Origin of the sequence: Devosia sp. FJ2-5-3 (assembly GCF_029201545.1) — a bacterium.
Taxonomy (GTDB): domain Bacteria; phylum Pseudomonadota; class Alphaproteobacteria; order Rhizobiales; family Devosiaceae; genus Devosia.
The window spans coordinates 1,856,666-1,873,843 of the sequence record NZ_CP104007.1 but is presented as its reverse complement, the minus strand read 5'-3'; the positions used below and the strand labels follow the sequence as shown (position 1 = coordinate 1,873,843).

General features: G+C 63.6%; 16 protein-coding genes. 15 read left to right on the top strand and 1 reads right to left on the bottom strand.

From position 1 onward, the window contains the following. Window positions 1–87: 87 nt before the first annotated feature. The 10 genes from N0P34_RS09000 (at window position 88) to N0P34_RS08955 (ending at window position 10,268) form a co-directional block, all read left to right on the top strand. Entirely contained in the window at window positions 88–648 is a 561-nt protein-coding gene (locus N0P34_RS09000; protein ID WP_275606683.1) for a cupin domain-containing protein, read from the top strand. Between the two features lie 297 nt (window positions 649–945). Beyond that, window positions 946–2,397 (top strand): NAD(P)/FAD-dependent oxidoreductase, encoded by a 1,452-nt coding sequence (locus N0P34_RS08995; RefSeq protein WP_275606682.1) that lies wholly within the window; start codon window positions 946–948, stop codon window positions 2,395–2,397. Next, window positions 2,394–3,008, top strand: a complete 615-nt coding sequence (locus tag N0P34_RS08990) for a 2-hydroxychromene-2-carboxylate isomerase (protein ID WP_275606681.1) — start codon at window positions 2,394–2,396, stop codon at window positions 3,006–3,008. The genes N0P34_RS08995 and N0P34_RS08990 overlap by 4 nt, the downstream gene beginning before the upstream one ends. Further along, window positions 3,008–4,033 carry a dipeptidase gene (locus N0P34_RS08985; protein ID WP_275606680.1) on the top strand — a complete coding sequence of 342 codons (1,026 nt, stop codon included), beginning with the start codon at window positions 3,008–3,010 and terminating at the stop codon, window positions 4,031–4,033. Before N0P34_RS08990 ends, N0P34_RS08985 begins: the two co-directional genes overlap by 1 nt. Window positions 4,034–4,055: 22 nt before the next feature. Continuing rightward, entirely contained in the window at window positions 4,056–5,102 is a 1,047-nt protein-coding gene (locus tag N0P34_RS08980; protein WP_275606679.1) for an ABC transporter substrate-binding protein, read from the top strand. 26 nt (window positions 5,103–5,128) lie between these two features. Then, on the top strand, window positions 5,129–6,187 hold the full coding sequence (locus N0P34_RS08975) for an ABC transporter ATP-binding protein (RefSeq protein ID WP_275606678.1): 1,059 nt from the start codon (window positions 5,129–5,131) through the stop codon (window positions 6,185–6,187). After that, window positions 6,184–7,038: an ABC transporter permease gene (locus N0P34_RS08970; protein ID WP_275606677.1), complete on the top strand. Its 855-nt coding sequence runs from the start codon at window positions 6,184–6,186 to the stop codon at window positions 7,036–7,038. The genes N0P34_RS08975 and N0P34_RS08970 overlap by 4 nt, the downstream gene beginning before the upstream one ends. Before the next feature lies 1 nt (window position 7,039). Continuing rightward, the gene (locus N0P34_RS08965; RefSeq protein WP_275606676.1) at window positions 7,040–7,834 is read left to right on the top strand and encodes an ABC transporter permease; all 795 of its coding nucleotides are present in this window, start codon (window positions 7,040–7,042) and stop codon (window positions 7,832–7,834) included. 11 nt (window positions 7,835–7,845) lie between these two features. Continuing rightward, entirely contained in the window at window positions 7,846–9,336 is a 1,491-nt protein-coding gene (locus N0P34_RS08960; protein WP_275606675.1) for a carboxylesterase family protein, read from the top strand. Window positions 9,337–9,338: 2 nt separating this feature from the next. After that, entirely contained in the window at window positions 9,339–10,268 is a 930-nt protein-coding gene (locus tag N0P34_RS08955; RefSeq protein WP_275606674.1) for a LysR family transcriptional regulator, read from the top strand. 1 nt (window position 10,269) lies between these two features. On the opposite strand, the gene N0P34_RS08950 is transcribed toward N0P34_RS08955, so the two are convergent. Further along, window positions 10,270–11,286, bottom strand: a complete 1,017-nt coding sequence (locus tag N0P34_RS08950; RefSeq protein ID WP_275606673.1) for an AraC family transcriptional regulator — start codon at window positions 11,284–11,286, stop codon at window positions 10,270–10,272. 294 nt (window positions 11,287–11,580) lie between these two features. On the opposite strand from N0P34_RS08950, the gene N0P34_RS08945 reads away from it, so the two are divergent. Genes N0P34_RS08945 through N0P34_RS08925 form a run of 5 tightly spaced genes read left to right on the top strand, consistent with a single transcriptional unit; the run spans window position 11,581 to window position 17,112 of the window. Beyond that, on the top strand, window positions 11,581–12,447 hold the full coding sequence (locus N0P34_RS08945) for a sugar phosphate isomerase/epimerase family protein (protein ID WP_275606672.1): 867 nt from the start codon (window positions 11,581–11,583) through the stop codon (window positions 12,445–12,447). Next, on the top strand, window positions 12,444–13,958 hold the full coding sequence (locus N0P34_RS08940; protein ID WP_275606671.1) for a sugar ABC transporter ATP-binding protein: 1,515 nt from the start codon (window positions 12,444–12,446) through the stop codon (window positions 13,956–13,958). The genes N0P34_RS08945 and N0P34_RS08940 overlap by 4 nt, the downstream gene beginning before the upstream one ends. Next, entirely contained in the window at window positions 13,955–14,938 is a 984-nt protein-coding gene (locus tag N0P34_RS08935) for an ABC transporter permease (protein WP_275606670.1), read from the top strand. Before N0P34_RS08940 ends, N0P34_RS08935 begins: the two co-directional genes overlap by 4 nt. Next, on the top strand, window positions 14,935–15,921 hold the full coding sequence (locus tag N0P34_RS08930) for an ABC transporter permease (protein WP_275606669.1): 987 nt from the start codon (window positions 14,935–14,937) through the stop codon (window positions 15,919–15,921). Before N0P34_RS08935 ends, N0P34_RS08930 begins: the two co-directional genes overlap by 4 nt. 60 nt (window positions 15,922–15,981) lie before the next feature. Further along, window positions 15,982–17,112 carry a substrate-binding domain-containing protein gene (locus N0P34_RS08925; protein ID WP_275606668.1) on the top strand — a complete coding sequence of 377 codons (1,131 nt, stop codon included), beginning with the start codon at window positions 15,982–15,984 and terminating at the stop codon, window positions 17,110–17,112. Window positions 17,113–17,178: the final 66 nt, after the last annotated feature.

The following is a 17,178-nucleotide window of genomic DNA, read 5'->3' as shown; positions in this document are numbered from 1 at the left end:
CACTGCACTTGTACGGGCGCGTTCATGCAGTACAGTCTTCCTATCGTCCCGACGGTAGCGCCTGGGGAAAGCGCAAGGAGGATTAGGATGAAGACCGAACAGCACTGGTCAAAGCCGGTAGGACTTCTGCCCAATAGCCGTTTCCCCCTCTTGATCCATCGCGGCGCCCTGCCTGGCGGTGGCGAAGACCAGTTGATCGCCTTGTTCAAGAACAATGGCTGGCTCAACAATTGGCGTTATCCCGGCGTCTATACCTACCCGCATTTTCATTCGACCACGCATGAATGTCTTGGCTGCGCGCGGGGCTGGATGGATGTCGAGCTGTTCGGCGATGGCGGAATAAAGGCCCGGGTGGAGGCCGGCGACGTGATCGTGCTGCCGGCGGGTGTTTCCCATGCCATGGTCGACCATTCCGACGACATCATGATGGTGGGCGGCTATCCCGACGGGCGAGACTGGGACAATATGCCGGTCGCGTCGCTTGACGAAGCCGGACGCCGGGCAGCGGTCAAACGCATCATGATGCTGCCGATACCCGCCCGTGATCCCGCTACCGGCCAGCCGATGAGGGACTGGAGCGAAGCCCCCTCCTCCGTCGACGCCGGCTGGAACGATTTTCGGGACAGCCTTGATGACGCGAGCCAATAAGGGGCGGCGCATCCGCAACAAAAGTCGGGCAGTCACCAAATAAGGCGGGCCGTCGGGGCATAATGGGGCCCGGCTGGCAGCCAAAACCCCCGTTCCGCGCTCGGCTTGGCGCGCAGAACCGCCGCCCGCGCGCGATCAGCTTGTCCCGCAACCAATCGCCCCGCCCCGGTCACGCTGCCCGCCACCCTCCAGGGCGCGCAACGGGAACGAATTTTCGTTCCCGACATCACAGTCAGAAAATTCATTCTGAACATAATGTCGCGATGAAAATGCAAAATATGCATACTAGAAATCGCAATGCACATTCTCCCCGACTCCCATTCCCGGCTGCAAGCCCTCGAAACACGCCTTCGCCAGGAGCTGGTTTGGCTCGCGCTGCCGGCGAAGCACTGGGTTCCCGCTCGAGTAGAGAATGGCGCCAGGATACTCGATGTTGCCATTGTCGGCGGCGGCATGCTCGGCCTCGTGTCCTGCGCAGCCCTCCGCAATATCGGCATCGCCAATGTGCAGATCTTCGACAAGGCCATGGAGGGCCGGGAGGGGCCGTGGGTCACTTCGGCACGAATGGAAACGCTGCGCACGCGCAAGGAAGCCGCCGGAACGGCGCTCGGCATTCCGGCTCTGACCTTCCGCGCCTGGTTCGAAGCGCAATATGGCGCGGCGGCATTCGAAGAAATGCACCTCGTGCCGCGATTGATGTGGATGGACTATCTGCTGTGGTACCGGCGAGTGCTGGACCTTCCGGTCGAAAACGGCAGTGAGATCACCGCGATCAATTTGACTGACGGCGGCCTCGTTGAATTGACGCGGGTTCGCGATGGCATGTCCGACACGATCCTCGCCCGGCGCGTGATCCTCGCCACCGGCATCGACGGTTTGGGGCAACCTGCGGTTCCATCCCTCGCGCAGTCCATTTCGCCTGAGCGAATGGCCCATTCCTACGATGTCTTTGACATCAACGCTCTCGCGGGAAAACGCGTCGCCATCGTCGGCGCTGCCGCCTCCGCCATGGACAATGCCGCAGCCGCCCTCGAGGCAGGCGCGGCGCGCGTCGATATCTTTATCCGTCGCCCCACCATGCCGCGCGTCGACAAATTCACCGGAACCGGCAGCCGGGGCATGACCTATGGCTTCCTCGGCCTGCCCGACGATGTCAAATGGCGCTTCATGGCCGAAGGAGAGCGTTTTCAACTCCCCGCTCCGCGCCACAGCGTCCTGCGCGTCTCGCGACACGACAATGCCCACTTCCATTTCGCAAGCCCGATCACTGGCCTCCGCGAGCTCCAGGACCACCTCGAAATCACGACGCCAAAGGGCACTTACGACGCTGACTTCATTGTTTTCGCCACCGGATTTTCGGTCGATTTCAGCGCCCGCCGGGAACTCGGCACGCTCGATCCCCACGTCAAACGCTGGGCCGATGCCTATACCCCGCCGGCAGAGCTCCAGAACAGGGGCCTGAGCCAGATGCCCTATCTCGGGCCCGGCTTCGAGTTCCTCCCCCGCGACGGATCGCCCGGAGCAATCTCGAATATCTACTGCTTCTCGCTTCCGGCGGTCATGACCCACGGAAAGATCACCAGCGGCATCCCTTCCATCGGCGAAGGCGCGACGCGGCTGGCCCAGTCCCTGGCGCGCTCGATCTTCGTCGAAGACCGGGACATCCACCTGCAGAATTTCCTCGACTACGACATCCCCGAACTTCTGGGTGATGAGTGGATCGAGGCCGACCAGGACATTTCAGCATGAGTATTCCCGACCTTCAGGTCTTTTACGGCATTTCCTCGCCCTGGGCCTATTTCGGCGCCCAGCGCGCCAAATCGATAGCCGACGCTGCCGGTGCCCGGCTCATCCTGCGGCCCATCCGCATCATCGAGGCCAATGGCGGCATCCCGCTGCGCACCCGCCCCGAGGGCCGTCAGGCCTATCACGCGGTGGAGTTGACCCGCTGGCGCGCGCACCTCGGCATTCCGCTCAACCTCGCGCCCAAATTCTATCCCTGCCGCACCATCGAAATCGCCGCCCAGGCCGTCATCGCCATGCAGAACGCGGGCCTTGATGCCTTCGCCTTCTCCTTTGCCGTCCAGCGCGGCCTCTGGGCCGAGGATCGCGACATCGCCGATCTAGACACTTTGCGCGAATTTGCCCGCGCGACGGTCGGCACGGAAGGCGAGCAGTTCATCCGCGAGCCGCAGGACGCCGACATCGTCGCCCAGTGGCACGCCAATCTCGCCGAGGCCGAGGCACGCGGCATTTTCGGCACGCCGACCTACGTCATCGGTAACGAACTCTTCTGGGGCCAGGACCGCCTCGATTTTGTCCAGCGCGCCCTCGCCGCCGCAATCAAGGAAACAGCCTGATGAGCACACCAACCCCTGTGATCCCGCCCGAGGCGCAGGCGCTGCACGATCGCGCCATCATCGTTGACGGGCTGCAAACCTCGCTCTGGGGCCGCCCGATCTTCGAGGAGATGCGCGCCGGTGGGATCACCGCCGTAAACGTCTCCACCGTGCTCTGGGAAAATTTCCGCGAAGGCATCGACTATGTCTCGCAGTGGAAGCACTTCCTGCGTGAAAATAGCGACATCCTCCGCCCCGTCCGCCGTGTCGCCGATATCGAGGCTGCCAAGGCCGAGAACAAGACCGGCATCATCATGGGCTGGCAGAACACGTCCCCCCTCGAGGACAAGCTCGACTATGTCGAGATCTTCAAGGACCTCGGCGTGGGCATCATGCAGCTCACCTACAATACCCAGAACTATTCCGGCTCCGGCTATCTCGAGGAAAACGACAGTGGCCTCAGCGGTTTCGGCCGCGAAGTCCTCGACGAAATGGCGCGCGTCGGCGTCCTCTGCGACCTCAGCCATGTCGGCGACAAGACCAGCGCCGACGTCATCGAATACGCCAAGGGTCCCGTCTGCATTTCGCACATCCTGCCGCGCGCCCTGCACGACGTTAAGCGCAACAAGCCCGACCACCTCTTCACCGCCTGCGCGGAAAAGGGCGGCCTGATCGGCATCAGCCTCTTCGCGCCTGGCCTTGCCGCCGGCAATGACGCGACGGTCGAAGACGTCCTCGACGCCATGGAATATGTCATCAATCTCGTCGGCGAAGACCATGTCGGCATCGGCACCGATTTCTCGCTCGATCGCCCCCGCCCCAGCGACTGGCTCCTCTGGGCCAATCGCGACAAGGGCACTGCGCGAAAGCTCACCGAATTCGGCTCGGTCAAGATCAACAAGCCGGCTGGCATCAGCCGCATGACCGACATGCCAAACTTCACCGCGCGCATGCTCGCTCGCGGCTGGAGCGAAGAGACAATCACCAAAATTCTTGGCGGCAATTGGCTTCGTGTTCTCGACGCCGCCTGGACCCCGCGCCCCTGATTTCAACCTCGGAAACATCACCATGATCCGTCTTCTTGCCACTGGCCTTCTGGCCGCCACTGCCTTCGGTGCCGTCAGCGCCGCTCAGGCCCAGGACGTCACCACCGTGAACGTCGTCGGCTTCTCCGGCGTCTTTGCCGAGAACTACGAAAAGTTCGTCATCTCGGCCTTTGAGGAAAAGCACCCCGAGATCGACATCGTCTACCAGCCGTCCAAGAATTCGGCTGAGACGCTGGCCCTGCTGACCCTGCAGAAGGACGACCCGACCGTCGATATCGCACTGATCGACGTGGCCGTGGCCATCACCGCCGCCAAGGAGGGCCTCACCGCCCAGCTCGATCCGGCTGCCGTGCCGAACCTCGCCCAGCAGCCCGATTGGGCCCGCATCGAGGAAGATCGCGCCATTGCCTTCTCGCAGGACAATCTGGCGATCCTCTACAACACCAAGACCGTCACCGAGCCGCCAACCAGCTGGAACGACCTCAAGGACGAAAAGTACAAGGGCCGTATCGCTGCTCGCCTCGGCGACACCCGCGGCGTGATCCTGCTGCCGATCCTCAACTCCATGGCCGGCGCCGACTACAAGGAAACCATTGATCCGGCGATTGCCGCGATGAATGAGTTCGCCCCCAACGTCCTCACCTGGGACCCGGCTCCGGATTGCTACGCCGTCGTCCAGAACGGCGAAGTCGATCTCTCGATCTGCTGGAACGGCCGTGCCCAGTACCTGCACGACACCCAGGACGGCGTTATCGGCATTGCCGCTCCCCTCGAAGGCAGCATCGGCCAGACCAACACCATCAATCTGGTGGAAGGCTCCAAGAACGCTGAAGCGGCGCAGCTCTTCATTGACTACGCCCTCAGCGCCGAAGCCCAGGCAACCTTTGCCGAAAAGAGCTTCTACGGTCCGGTCAACACCACCGTCGAGCTCTCGGACGACGTCGCCGCCCGCATCTATGGCTCCAAGGAAGCGCAGGCCGCGCAGATGACCCTCGATTGGTCGTTCATTGCCACGGTCTATTCCGACTGGATCCAGCGCATCAACCGCGAAGTCATCGCCTTCAATTAATCCCCGTCGAACCGGACAGCACGCCCATGTCGAACAAGCACGTCACCGTCGAAAAACTGGTGAAGACCTACCCCGGCAGCAGCGTGCCGTCCGTTGATCACGTCGATTTCGATCTCGAGAAGGGCGAAATGCTCGCCCTTCTCGGCCCCTCGGGCTGCGGCAAGACAACCATCCTGCGCATGGTCGCCGGCCTCATCACCCCCACCTCCGGCCACATCTGGCTCAATGGCCAGGACATGGCCCAGATCCCCGTGCACAAGCGCAATATGGGCATGGTGTTCCAGTCCTACGCGCTGTTCCCGCATATGAGCGTGGCTGAAAACGTCGCCTTTGGCCTCGAAATGCGCGGCGTTCCGCGCGCCGAACGTGCCGAGCGCGTCGAACGCGCCCTCGATCTCGTGAAACTGGCCGGTTACGGCTCGCGCCGCATCACCCAGCTCTCTGGTGGCCAGCAGCAGCGTTGCGCCATCGCCCGCTCTCTGGTGATCGAGCCCAATCTCCTGCTGCTCGACGAGCCCTTGTCCAATCTCGACGCCAAGCTACGCGACGAGATGCGTGATGAAATCCGCTCGATCCAGAACCGCACTGGCGTCACCGCCATCTTTGTCACCCACGATCAGGACGAAGCCCTCTCCATGGCCGATCGGCTCGCCGTCATGTCGGCCGGCAAGATCGAGCAGATCGGCACGCCCCGCCAGATTTTTGATTACCCGGCCACCGAATTCGTCGCCAACTTCATCGGCGCCGGCAATTTCTTCACGGGCCGTCCCACCGGCTCCCGTACTGCCGAGGTCGATGGTCTTGGTATCATCACTGTCGGCCAGGATATTCCGGCAGGCCAGGATGCCCGCCTCCTCGTCCGCCCCCACCGGTTCACCCTCGGCGCCGACGGCCCCAACAGCTTCTCCGGCACTGTCACCCACCTCGTCTATCGCGGCGAAACCCTGACGCTGGACGTCGAGGTCGGCTCCCGCACCCTCAAGGTCGACCTGCCCACCCATGCCGGCGCCCTGCCAGATCGCGGACAGACCGTCACCCTCAGCGTCTCGCCTGAAGACATTACCCTCATCGGAGCGCAGCAGTGACGGCGGTCGATAAAAAGACCAGTCGCACTCTGCTACTGGTGCTGTTGGTGCCGGGCCTTCTCGCCCTCGGGGTCAGCTTTGTTGCCCCCATGCTCTGGCTCCTGCGCGCCTCCTTCTCTACCTCCGCCCTCGGCGGCGGAGACGATTGGACGCTGGATAAATATTCCGAAATCCTGGCCGACCCCTTCTATTGGCGCGTCGCCGGAAACACGCTCAATTACGGCGTCACCGTCGCCATCTTCGCCGTCATCCTCTCCTATCCGATCGCCCTTTTCCTCGCGCGCTCGACCAGCAGATATCGCGGCATCCTCACCGCTCTCGCCATCGCCCCGCTCCTCACCTCGAGCGTTGTCCGCACCTATGGCTGGATGGTGATACTTGGCGACCGCGGCGTCATCAATTCGACGCTGCAATGGCTGACCCTCACCGACGCGCCGCTGCGCCTGAGCAATAACCAGCTCGGCGCTACAATCGCGATGATCGAGATTCTCATGCCCTATGCGATCCTCGCAATGCTCTCGGGTTTCGGTCGCCTCAATTCACAGCTTGAAGAAGCCGCCACCATGCTCGGCGCCAACCGCTTCAAGGTTTTTACCCGCATCATCCTGCCACTGAGCCTGCCCGGCGTCATCACGGCGGCGCTGCTGGTCTTCGTGCTCGCCATTTCCGGCTTCATCACCCCGCGCCTCATGGGTGGTGGCCGCGTCTTCGTGCTCGGCACCGAAGTCTTCCAGGAGGCAACAGTCACCCTCAACTGGCCGCTCGCCGCCGCACTCGCCGTCATGCTCCTCGTGCTCTTCAGCTCGGTGATCGTCATCTATCGCCGCGCCCTTCGGGCTCTGGAGGCCTGATATGGACAAGACCTCTCCTCTGGCCGCATTCGCATGGCGCGGCCTCATCACACTGCTCTACATCTTCCTTCTGGCGCCGATCATCATCGTGTTCGTGGTGTCCTTCGACACCCGCAAATACCTGGCCTTCCCGCCCGAAAGCTGGTCCTTCGGCTCCTATATCGCCGTGTTGCAAAACGAGGCCTTCATCTCCGCCTTCTGGCGCAGCCTCGGGCTCGGCACCATCGTCGGCATCGGCGCTGTCGCCATCGGCACGCTGTTGTCCATGGCCCTCACCCGCCACAAATTCCGGGGTGAAGGCGCGGTCAACTTCCTCGTTATCGCCCCCTTCATCGTGCCCAATATTGTGCTGGCCGTTGGTTTGGTTCTGGTGCTGGCCGCCTTCAAGCTGCTCGACAGCTATATCGGCATCGTCATCGCCCATCTTGGCGTCACCATCCCCTACACCGTCCGCACCGTGACCATGAGCCTGATGGCGGTAGACCGCCGTGTCGAGGAAGCAGCCCTGGTTCATGGCGCCTCCCCGCTCCAGGTGTTCTGGCGCGTGACCCTGCCATTGATCCGTCCAGGCATCATCGCCGGCGGCGTCATCGCCTTCCTCATCTCCTTCGATGAGACGACGATCTCGCTCTTCATCGTCTCGGTCAAAACCTCGACCCTGCCGACCGAAATCTACCGCTACCTCGAATACTCCACCGATCCGCAGATCGCCGCCCTCTCCGTGGTGCTTATTCTCATCTCGGTGGCCGTGGTGGTCGTAGTCGAAAAGCTGATTGGTCTGCGCAAGGCCGTTTGAGGACAAATATAATGACCCGCATCACGGTCCCCGGCGGCGAAATCGAAGGCTTTGTCGAACACGGCAATCACTGTTTTCTCGGCGTCCCTTATGCGGCCCCGTGCACGCCCGAGCGCCGCTTTGAAGCCCCACAAGCTGTCGAACAATGGGATGGCGTTCGCGACGCCACCCGCCACGGCAGCGTCTGCCCACAGATCCCCACCTATGGCCCCGTAGGCAAGGGGGCGACTTCCAACCTGACCCAGGGCGAGGATTTCCTCACCCTCAACATCCGCACCCCCGACCTCGCCGGCAACGCCCCGGTGTTTGTCTGGGTCCACGGCGGCGGCTACGCCGTCGGTTCGGCCAATGAGCCCATTGTCCAGTCAGGCGCCTTTGCCTCAAGCGGCATCGTGGAAGTCACAATCAACTACCGCCTCGGCGCGCTGGGCTTCCTCCATCTCGAAGGCAAGCCCGACAATCGCGGTCTCCTCGACCTCTTGGCCGCCCTCAAATGGGTGCAGGCGAACATCGCCCATTTCGGCGGCAATCCTGCTCGCGTCAGTTTCGGCGGCCGGTCGGCCGGCGGCTTTGCCATCGCCGCCGTCATGGCCATGCCCGAAGCCAAGGGGCTCTTTGCCCGCGCCATTCCCCAGAGCGGCGCCAGCACCGCCATTGCCTCAATGGACGACGCGCAAAAGCTCACCAACCGCATGTGCGCCGCCCTCGGCACCGATGAAACTGGCATTCTCACCGCACCCATCGACGCCCTGCTGATTGCCCAGCGCGACCTCTGCAACGAGAGCTATGAGCACCACGATTACGACCGCGACGGCTCCGCCGCCATGCTCGGCGTGCCCTTCGTTCCGGTGATCGACGGCGTCACTCTCCTCGAACACCCTGACACCGCCGCCGCCGCCGGTCGCGTCACCCAGGTGCCGATGATGATCGGCACCACCACCTCCGAATATCTCACCCACGCGACCATACTGCCCGCCGACCTCACCTTTGAGGCTGTCGCTGCCCTGATGCACGAGCGCGCACGCAACCTCGGCAAGACCGGCGCTGAAATGGTCGCGACCTATCGCGCCGCCCTGCCCGATCATTCCCCTTACGGCATCTGGCGCGCCATCGGTGGCGACCTCGTGTTCCACAACCCGACAACGCAGTTCGCTCGCCTCCATTCCCGTCACCAGCCGGTCTACAAATATCTCTTCGGCCGCATCGAAGCCGATGAGCTCGGCGCGGCCCACGGCGCCGAAGTCGGCCACGTCTGGTACCGCGAGGGCATGGACATCACGCGCCTCCGCGATTTCCAGGCCATTTCCTGCCTCGATACGGCGCGCGAAGTCCACGCCGTCTGGCGCGATTTCATCGCCGGAGTGGACGACAAATCAGCCTGGCCGGAATATTCTGAACAAAACCCGGTCGTGCTGCGCCTCGGCGATGGCCCGGCCCGGGTGGAGGGGGACCTGTTCGGACAACGCCTTGATCTGTGGGGTCCGGACCAACTCGCAGGGTAAACATGCGATCCAATTATCTGGACACGCGCCAGCTCGAAGCCTTTGCTGCCGTCGTTTCGGTCGGCAGCATCACCGGCGCGGCCAAGGCCATCGGCCTGTCGCAACCGGTCATCACCCGCCAGATCCAGGATCTGGAGGCGCAGATCGGCTTTGCCCTGCTCCATCGCAGCGGCCCGCGCGTCACCCCCACGCGCCAGGGCCTCGCCTTTTACGAAGACGTCGAAATGTTCCTCACCGGGCTGCGGACGATTTCGGACAAGGCCCAGGCCATAAACACCGCCGAAGCCCTGCCTCTCACGGTCGCGTCCATTCCATCCCTCGCCACCGGCATCCTCCCCCCGGCCATCGCTGCCATGGACGAACGCCTCCGCTCGCGGCAATTGCAGATCCAGGCCATCTCGGCGGAAAACGTGGTGCAGGCCGTTGTCTCCGGCACTTCGGACCTCGGCCTCGCCAGCTGGCCGGTCGACAATGCCGGGCTCGACGTCCACTGGCAGGCCGAAGTGCCCTGCCACGCCGTCGTCTCCCGCACACATCGCCTCGCCAGCGCCGCAGTTCTAACCCCGAATGATCTCCGCGATGAACCGCTGATCATGGCGGCCAACCCCTACCGCCTGCGCATGCTCATCGACGGCGCGCTGGCCGAACAGGGCGTCTCCCCGCGCTCCGTCACCTCCTGCAACGCCACCTATGTGTCGCTGTCCATGGCCAGCAACGGCCTCGGCATCGCCATCGTCGAGCCCCTGACCGGCGCCGGCCTGCCGTCCCCCGATCTCGTCGCCGTACCGCTGTCCTTCCACGTCCCGTTCCGCTGGAGCGTCATCACCGCCATTGGCCGCCCACTCACGCCGTCCGTGGCGGCCCTCATTGACGCGATCAAGACGACGGCCTCGGCCACTATTCCCTCGCTCCGCGCCACCAGCGCCGACTAGATCACGACCGGCTTTCCTGCGGCGAGAACCCGAAGCGCCGCTTGTAGCAGGTCGCGAAATACTGGCTCGACGAGAACCCGCATTCGAACGCGATCTCGGTCACCGTCGCGCTCGCCCGCTCGGCCAGCCAGCGTTTCGCCGCTTCCAGCCGCACCATCTGCAGATAGCGCACCGGCGTCATATTGGTCAGCGCCTGGCAATGCTGGGAAAACTGCGTCCGCGACAGCCCACATTCGGCGGCCATGTTCTCCAGCGTCCAGTTCTCGTCCAGCGCATGTTCGAGCCGCGCCAGAAAGATCTGCACCGTGCGCCGCGAACTGGTCAGTTCCGCGTCCAACACTGGCTCGGCCCGCTCCATCTGCTCCATGAACCGCAGCAGCAGCATCGAAATATGCAGCCGCATCTTGGTCTCGCTGCCCACCACATCGCCTCCAGCCACGATTTCGGCGATGTCGTGGAAACTGCGCGCGACGTCGCGACTGGCCGTCAGCACATGTTGCTCATTGCAGGACAAAAGCGTCGTCAGCCGCGCGCTGTCGCGTTCCGACCAGCCCATCCAGTCCGGCCACAGCCATTCCTCATGCGGCCGCCGCACGCCCACGTCGAACAGCACCCAGACGATCTGGCTGGCCGCCACATGCGGATCGCCGAACTGGTGCAATTGCCAGGGCCGGACGACAAACATCTGCCCTTCGCTGACTTCATGCCGCTGTCCGTCGATCTTCAGCACCATGGTGCCACGCGCCATATAGGCGATCTTGACGCCCTCGTTGCAATGCTCCCGCAGCCCCCAATCCTGGGATTTCACCGCGTCCCAACCGCCCACGGACAATACCTGCGGCAGGGCCTTCCCAAGCGGTCTGCCCGGATATTTTCGCCGCGTCCAGGCGTTCAGCGTCACCTTCCCCGCCAGCGATGCATCGTAGAGATCTGCGCAATTGCCCGCATACATCAGGGCGCCGGGCTCAGTGAAAACCGCCGGCCGCGCCAGCGCCTTTTCGCGTGCCTCAGAGTTCATGCGATCTCTCCCGTATGTATAAAAATTACCAGTGTTCGTATTTGAACGCCGAGATCTATTGCGGTGGGTAATGATGATGACGTCGGTAGCGCGCACCAATGCTAGCGAGCAGCATGCCCGAAAGTCAACAAGTGCCGCGTTAAGCGGACAGATCTTCGCTTTTCGGCGCCAGGGAGAAGGAATGAAGCCTCTCAGTGCAGACGGCGTTCGAATTTTGCCAAAAGATGACCGTACCTCAATTGTTGTACGTGCCTCAAAACGCCTCCTGCACCCCGGCTTCAAGGGGGAAAACGTATGAAATTGGGCATTAACCTGTTGTGCCTGACCGATTTTGTCACCGAGGCACACCTGCCCGCGATCCGACAAATCAAGGCCGAGGGCTATGACGGCGTGGAAATCCCCGTCCTCTCGGGCGATCCCGCTCATTATGCTTGGCTCGGCCAGCAGCTGGACGCCTTGGAGCTGGAGCGCTGCACCACCTCAGTGGTCCCCAGCCCCGATGCCAATCCGCTCTCCTCAGACCCCGAAATCCGCGCCCGCGGCAAAGCGCATCTCGATTGGGCGCTCGATTGCGCCATCGCTCTCGGCGCCCAGAGCGTCGGCGGCCCGATCCACGCCCCCATCGGTCATTTCACCGGCGCCGGACCCACCGAGAGCGAGATCGCCTACGGCGCCGAGGCCCACCATGCCCTGGCCGAACGCGCAGAGGCCAATGGCCTCTACATCAGCCTCGAACACCTCAACCGCTTCGAGACCTATTTCCTCAACACCACCACCCAGTGCCGCGATTATGCGCGCCGTGTCGACCACCCGGCCCTGCGCATCATGTACGACACCTTCCACGCCAATATCGAAGACCGCGACCAGGTCGCGGCGTACGAAATCGTCGCGCCCCATGTCGGCATCGTCCATATCTCCGAGAACGATCGCGGCATCCCCGGCCGCGGCCACATCGATTTTCCCGCCATTCTCGGCGCTGTCCGCCGTTCCGGCTACGACGGCTGGGTGACGCTCGAAGCCTTCGGCGCGGGCCTGCCTGCCATTGCCGCCGCCACCCGCGTCTGGCGCCCGCTCTTCCCGGACTACGAAACCCTCTTCACCGAGAGCGCCGCCTATATCCGCCGCACCTGGGATGCTGCCGGCAAGGAGCTTGCGGCATGAGTGGCACCCCGGTCATCGAGATGCGCGGCATCACCAAATCCTTCCCCGGCGTCAAGGCGCTGCGCGGCGTTTCCTTCGCCTGCGGTCGCGGCGAGGTCCACGCCCTTTGCGGCGAAAACGGCGCCGGCAAGTCGACGCTGATAAAAATCCTCTCCGGCGTCTACAAGCCCAATGAGGGCGAGGTGCTGATCGACGGCAATGTCCAGCACTTCTCCCACCCGCAACACGCGCTCCTCGCCGGCATTTCGGTGATCTATCAGGAGTTCTCGCTCCTGCCCGAACGCAGTGTCGCGCAAAACCTCTTCCTCGGCCGCGAGCCGCGTCGCAATGGGCTGATTGACACCAAGGCCATGGTCGAAGAGACCCGCCGCGTCCTCGGCCTCTTCGGCGTCCGCCACCGCATCGAGCCCGATACCCTGGTCTCCGATCTCGATGTTGCCAGACAGCAGATGGTCGAAATCGCCAAGGCAATCTCGCTCAATGCCAAGGTCATCGTCATGGACGAGCCCACCGCCGCGCTCAACGAAAGCGAGTGCGAGGTGCTGTTCAGCCTTGTCGATCAGCTGCGGGCCTCGGGCACCGCCATCATCTACATCACCCACCGCATGCGCGAGGTCACGCGCCTCGCCGATCGCGTCACAATCATCAAGGACGGCGAAGTCGCCGCCAGCTTTGACCATGTCCCCGCACCCGACGCCATCGTGCGCGCCATGGTCGGCCGCGACATTGCCGAGTTCTATCCCGAGGCCGCAAAACCCGACGACATCGGCGCCGCCATCCTCACCGTCACAGGCGGCAATAATGCCGCCCTGCGCGACATCAATCTCGAACTGCGCGCCGGCGAAATCGTCGGCTTCGCCGGCCTTCAGGGCGCCGGCCGCACGGCGCTGGCCATGGCCCTCTTCGGCGCCACGCCCTTTGCCGCAGGCACGCTCACGCTCAATGGCCAGCCGGTTTCCTTTCAGTCCCCGCGCGACGCCATCCGCGCCGGCATCGGCATGCTCCCCGGCGATCGCAAGGCCAGCGCCCTCGTCCTCATGCAGTCCGTCCGCGACAACGGCATGCTCACCGCCCGCAGCTTTTCCAGCGCCATCGGCGGCGCCGATGCCAACAGCTTCATCGATCAGCCCGGCATGGACGCCCTCCTCGACGAGATGCGGGTGAAAGCCCCCTCCTACGAGCAGGAAATGCGCTTCCTCTCCGGCGGCAATCAGCAAAAGGCCATCGTCGCCCGCTGGCTTGCCCTCAAGCCAAAGGTGCTGATCTTCATCGAGCCCACCCGCGGCATCGATGTCGACACCAAGGCCAGCATCTACCATCTGATGCGTGACCTCGCCCGCACCGGCACCGCCGTCATGATGGTCTCCTCCGATCTCCCCGAAATCCTCGGCGCCTCCGACCGCATCCTCGTCATGCGCGAAGGCCGCATTGTCGGCGAGTTCGACCGCACCGCCAGCGAGGCCGATCTCATGCTTGCCGCCACCGGCGAAATGGCAGGAGCAGCCGCATGACCGACACCCCGCACGCTCTCCCGCCGCGTCGCTTCCGCTTCGACCGCCACGCCTCGACCCTCCTCCTCCTCGCCGCCATCCTGATCTATGTCGGCCTCGTTCTGGCGCTCGGCCAGACGCGCTTCCTCACCCTCGAAAACCTCGTCGCCATTCTCGGCCGCTCGATCACCCTGGGCATCACCGCTATCGGGCAGACCTTCGCCATTCTGGTCGCGTCCATCGATCTCAGCGTCGCCAGCGTCATCTCGGCGGCGGCCGTCGTCACCTCCGTGGTCATGAACGGCAACCCGGCCATGATGCTGCCCGCCATCGCTGCCGTCCTCGCCATGGGCGCCGTGATCGGCCTTATCAACGGCCTCGTCATCGCCCGGCTCGAGGTCAATCCGCTGATCGGGACGCTGGGCATGTCGCTGATCATCCAAGGCATTTTGTCCTATTATTACAATAACTTCGCTGGAAATGTTCCGGCCGAATTCCAGATCTTCGCCTATGGCTCGATCGGCATCGTCCCCTATTCGCTGATCTTCATGTTCGCGCTGGCGGGCCTCGCCTGGTTCGTCCTCCGCTTCACCCGCTTCGGCTCCGACATCTATTCGGTCGGCGGCAATCAGGACGCGGCCCGACTAGCCGGTATCAAGACCACCCGTGTGGTGATCGGCGCCCATGTGCTCTGCTCGCTCTGCGCGGCAGTCGCCGGCATCTACCTCGCCTCGCGCCTGCGCTCCGGCGCGCCCTGGATCGGCGCCGAGGGCGTCTATGATCTGGAATCCATCGCCGTGGTCGTCATTGGCGGCACGGTCCTCGCCGGTGGCCGAGGCGGCATCTGGGGCACCATGGCCGGCGTCATCATCTTCTCGCTGATCGACTCCATCTTCAACGTCGCCGGCGTCGATGCCTTCGTCAAACAGGTGCTGCGCGGCATCATCATCGTGGCTGCCGTCGCCTTCTACGCCGCCCGTTCCCGGAGGCCCGTGGCATGATAGATCACTCCCTCACCGCTGCCGAACGGCCCCGCCGCAGCCTCCCCCGGATCAACCCGGTCTATGTGCTTGTTATCGCGCTGATCATCGCCATCATCGTGCTCAACCCGGCCTTCGCCGAGCCGACCGGCTACATGAATTATCTCAAGCGCGTGGCCGCCCTCGCCATCCTTTCGGGCGGCGCGCTCTATGTCATCGTCTCGGGCGGCTTCGATCTCAGCGTCGGCTCGCTGATGACCCTCACCGTTATCGGATCCTCCATGCTGGCCAGCAATGATCCCAATTCCACCTATTGGATCATTCCGCTGATGCTCGGCATCGGCCTCGTCGTCGGCCTCATCAACGGCCTCGTCGTCAGCTTCCTCAAAGTGCCCTCGCTGATCGCCACTCTGGGCATGATGATCTCGCTCAATGGCGTAGCTTTCATGTGGTCCGGTGGCGCGCCACGCGGTTATCTCCCCGATACCTTCCGCTTCTTCGGCCGCTACAACATCACCGATGTGCCGATCATCGGCATCCTGCCCATCGCCGTCATCTGCCTCCTCGTCTTCGGCACGATCCTCTGGTGGGGCATGCACCGCACCAATTACGGCCGCATGCTCCATGCCGTGGGCGACAATCCGCAGGCCGCCCGCCTCGCCGGCGTGCCGGTCACCAAGGTGCGCATCGCCGCCTTCGTCGTCTCTTCGCTCACCGCCGTGCTGGCCGGGGTCATCCTCGGCGGCCGCGCCGGCGTGTCGGTCGACATCGGCTCCGGCTTCGAGCTCCAGGCCATTACCGCAGCCGTCATCGGGGGCGCCCAATTGCTCGGCGGCCGCGGCTCCGTTCCCGCCACCATTGCCGGCGCGCTGGCTCTGGAGGCGATCTTCACCCTGCTCAACCTGCTCGGATTGTCCCAACCGGTCCGGTTGGTTGTGCAGGGCCTGATACTCATCGGCGCGGTGGCCTTCGCCACCTATCAACGCAAACGCGTGGGCCGATGAGCGACGAAAGGCGGGTCACACCGTCGAGAATGGGTTTTAAAACCTCAAAGGGAGGACGACTTGAAAAAGAGCCTTATTACTCTTGCCATGCTGGCCATGCTGCCGACCGCAGCCAATGCCCAGGCCCCGAATTTCGATGATCCCGCTGAATTCGCCAAGCAGCGCGAACAGCTGACCGCCTCGTTCAATGGCCCCGCCGATCAGCGCCATCTGCAATATGCGGGCGACGCCATGGTCGACACCGCCCAGTTCAAGAAGGAGGGTCCCTGGACCGTCTGTTTCTCCAATGCCGGCGTCAACAATCCCTGGCGCGTGGTCGGCTACACCGACATGACCGAGGAAGTGAAACTCCATCCGGAGATCGGCACCTTCACCCATGTCGACGCCGAAGGCTCCGACGACAAGCAGATCGCCGACATCGATGATTTGCTCGCCGGCGGCAATTGCGACGCCCTGATCGTCTCGCCCAACTCCACCGCTGCCCTCACCCCGGCCGTCGAAAAGGCCTGCGCCGCCGGTCTGCCGGTCATCGTCTTCGACCGCGGCGTCACCACCGATTGTCCGGTAACCTTCGTGCATCCGGTTGGCGGCTACGGCTTCGGCATCCAGGCGGCTGACCACATCATCGCCAATGTCCCCTCCGGCGGCAAAGTGCTGATGCTGCGCATCCTGCCTGGCGTCGACGTGCTCGAAACCCGCGCCTCGGGCGCCCGCAACATGTTCAAGGAAGCGGGCCTGACCATCCTCGGCGAAGAATTCACCGATGGTGACAACGCCAAGACCAAGTCCATCGTCGAGGATTATCTCCAGCGCGGCACCATCGACGCCGTCTGGATGGATGCCGGCGCCACCGCCGTTGCCGCCGTCGAAGCCTTCGAGGATGGCGGCTACGACATCCCTGTCGTCACCGGCGAAGACCAGCAGGATTATCTCCAGAAATGGCGTGACCTTGGCTTCAAGGGCATCGCCCCGACCTACCCCACCTATCAGTGGCGCACGGCCATCGTCGCAGCCGTGAACACGCTCAAGGGCGAACAGGTCCCCGGTCCGGAATGGGTCCTGCCCCAGCCCGCCATCACCCAGGACGTGCTCGACCAGTACATCAACGAAAAAATGCCGCCGCTCCACTACGCCATGTGCGGTTGCGAAGACATGCCGAACTATCCCCAGGCCTGGGGCGGCACACAGTAAGGTCCTTCCTCCCCCCGGCGAGGACCTGGGGCGCCCACGGGCGCCCCGAACTGCTCGAGCAGGGAT

What these genes read in the sequence shown, in the direction of transcription:
- N0P34_RS09000 (WP_275606683.1), top strand. Translation starts at nt 88, where the DNA reads ATGAAGACCGAACAGCACTGGTCAAAGCCGGTAGGACTTCTGCCCAAT.
- N0P34_RS08995 (WP_275606682.1), top strand. Translation starts at nt 946, where the DNA reads ATGCACATTCTCCCCGACTCCCATTCCCGGCTGCAAGCCCTCGAAACA.
- N0P34_RS08990 (WP_275606681.1), top strand. Translation starts at nt 2,394, where the DNA reads ATGAGTATTCCCGACCTTCAGGTCTTTTACGGCATTTCCTCGCCCTGG.
- N0P34_RS08985 (WP_275606680.1), top strand. Translation starts at nt 3,008, where the DNA reads ATGAGCACACCAACCCCTGTGATCCCGCCCGAGGCGCAGGCGCTGCAC.
- N0P34_RS08980 (WP_275606679.1), top strand. Translation starts at nt 4,056, where the DNA reads ATGATCCGTCTTCTTGCCACTGGCCTTCTGGCCGCCACTGCCTTCGGT.
- N0P34_RS08975 (WP_275606678.1), top strand. Translation starts at nt 5,129, where the DNA reads ATGTCGAACAAGCACGTCACCGTCGAAAAACTGGTGAAGACCTACCCC.
- N0P34_RS08965 (WP_275606676.1), top strand. Translation starts at nt 7,040, where the DNA reads ATGGACAAGACCTCTCCTCTGGCCGCATTCGCATGGCGCGGCCTCATC.
- N0P34_RS08960 (WP_275606675.1), top strand. Translation starts at nt 7,846, where the DNA reads ATGACCCGCATCACGGTCCCCGGCGGCGAAATCGAAGGCTTTGTCGAA.
- N0P34_RS08955 (WP_275606674.1), top strand. Translation starts at nt 9,339, where the DNA reads ATGCGATCCAATTATCTGGACACGCGCCAGCTCGAAGCCTTTGCTGCC.
- N0P34_RS08950 (WP_275606673.1), bottom strand. Translation starts at nt 11,286, where the DNA reads ATGAACTCTGAGGCACGCGAAAAGGCGCTGGCGCGGCCGGCGGTTTTC.
- N0P34_RS08945 (WP_275606672.1), top strand. Translation starts at nt 11,581, where the DNA reads ATGAAATTGGGCATTAACCTGTTGTGCCTGACCGATTTTGTCACCGAG.
- N0P34_RS08940 (WP_275606671.1), top strand. Translation starts at nt 12,444, where the DNA reads ATGAGTGGCACCCCGGTCATCGAGATGCGCGGCATCACCAAATCCTTC.
- N0P34_RS08935 (WP_275606670.1), top strand. Translation starts at nt 13,955, where the DNA reads ATGACCGACACCCCGCACGCTCTCCCGCCGCGTCGCTTCCGCTTCGAC.
- N0P34_RS08930 (WP_275606669.1), top strand. Translation starts at nt 14,935, where the DNA reads ATGATAGATCACTCCCTCACCGCTGCCGAACGGCCCCGCCGCAGCCTC.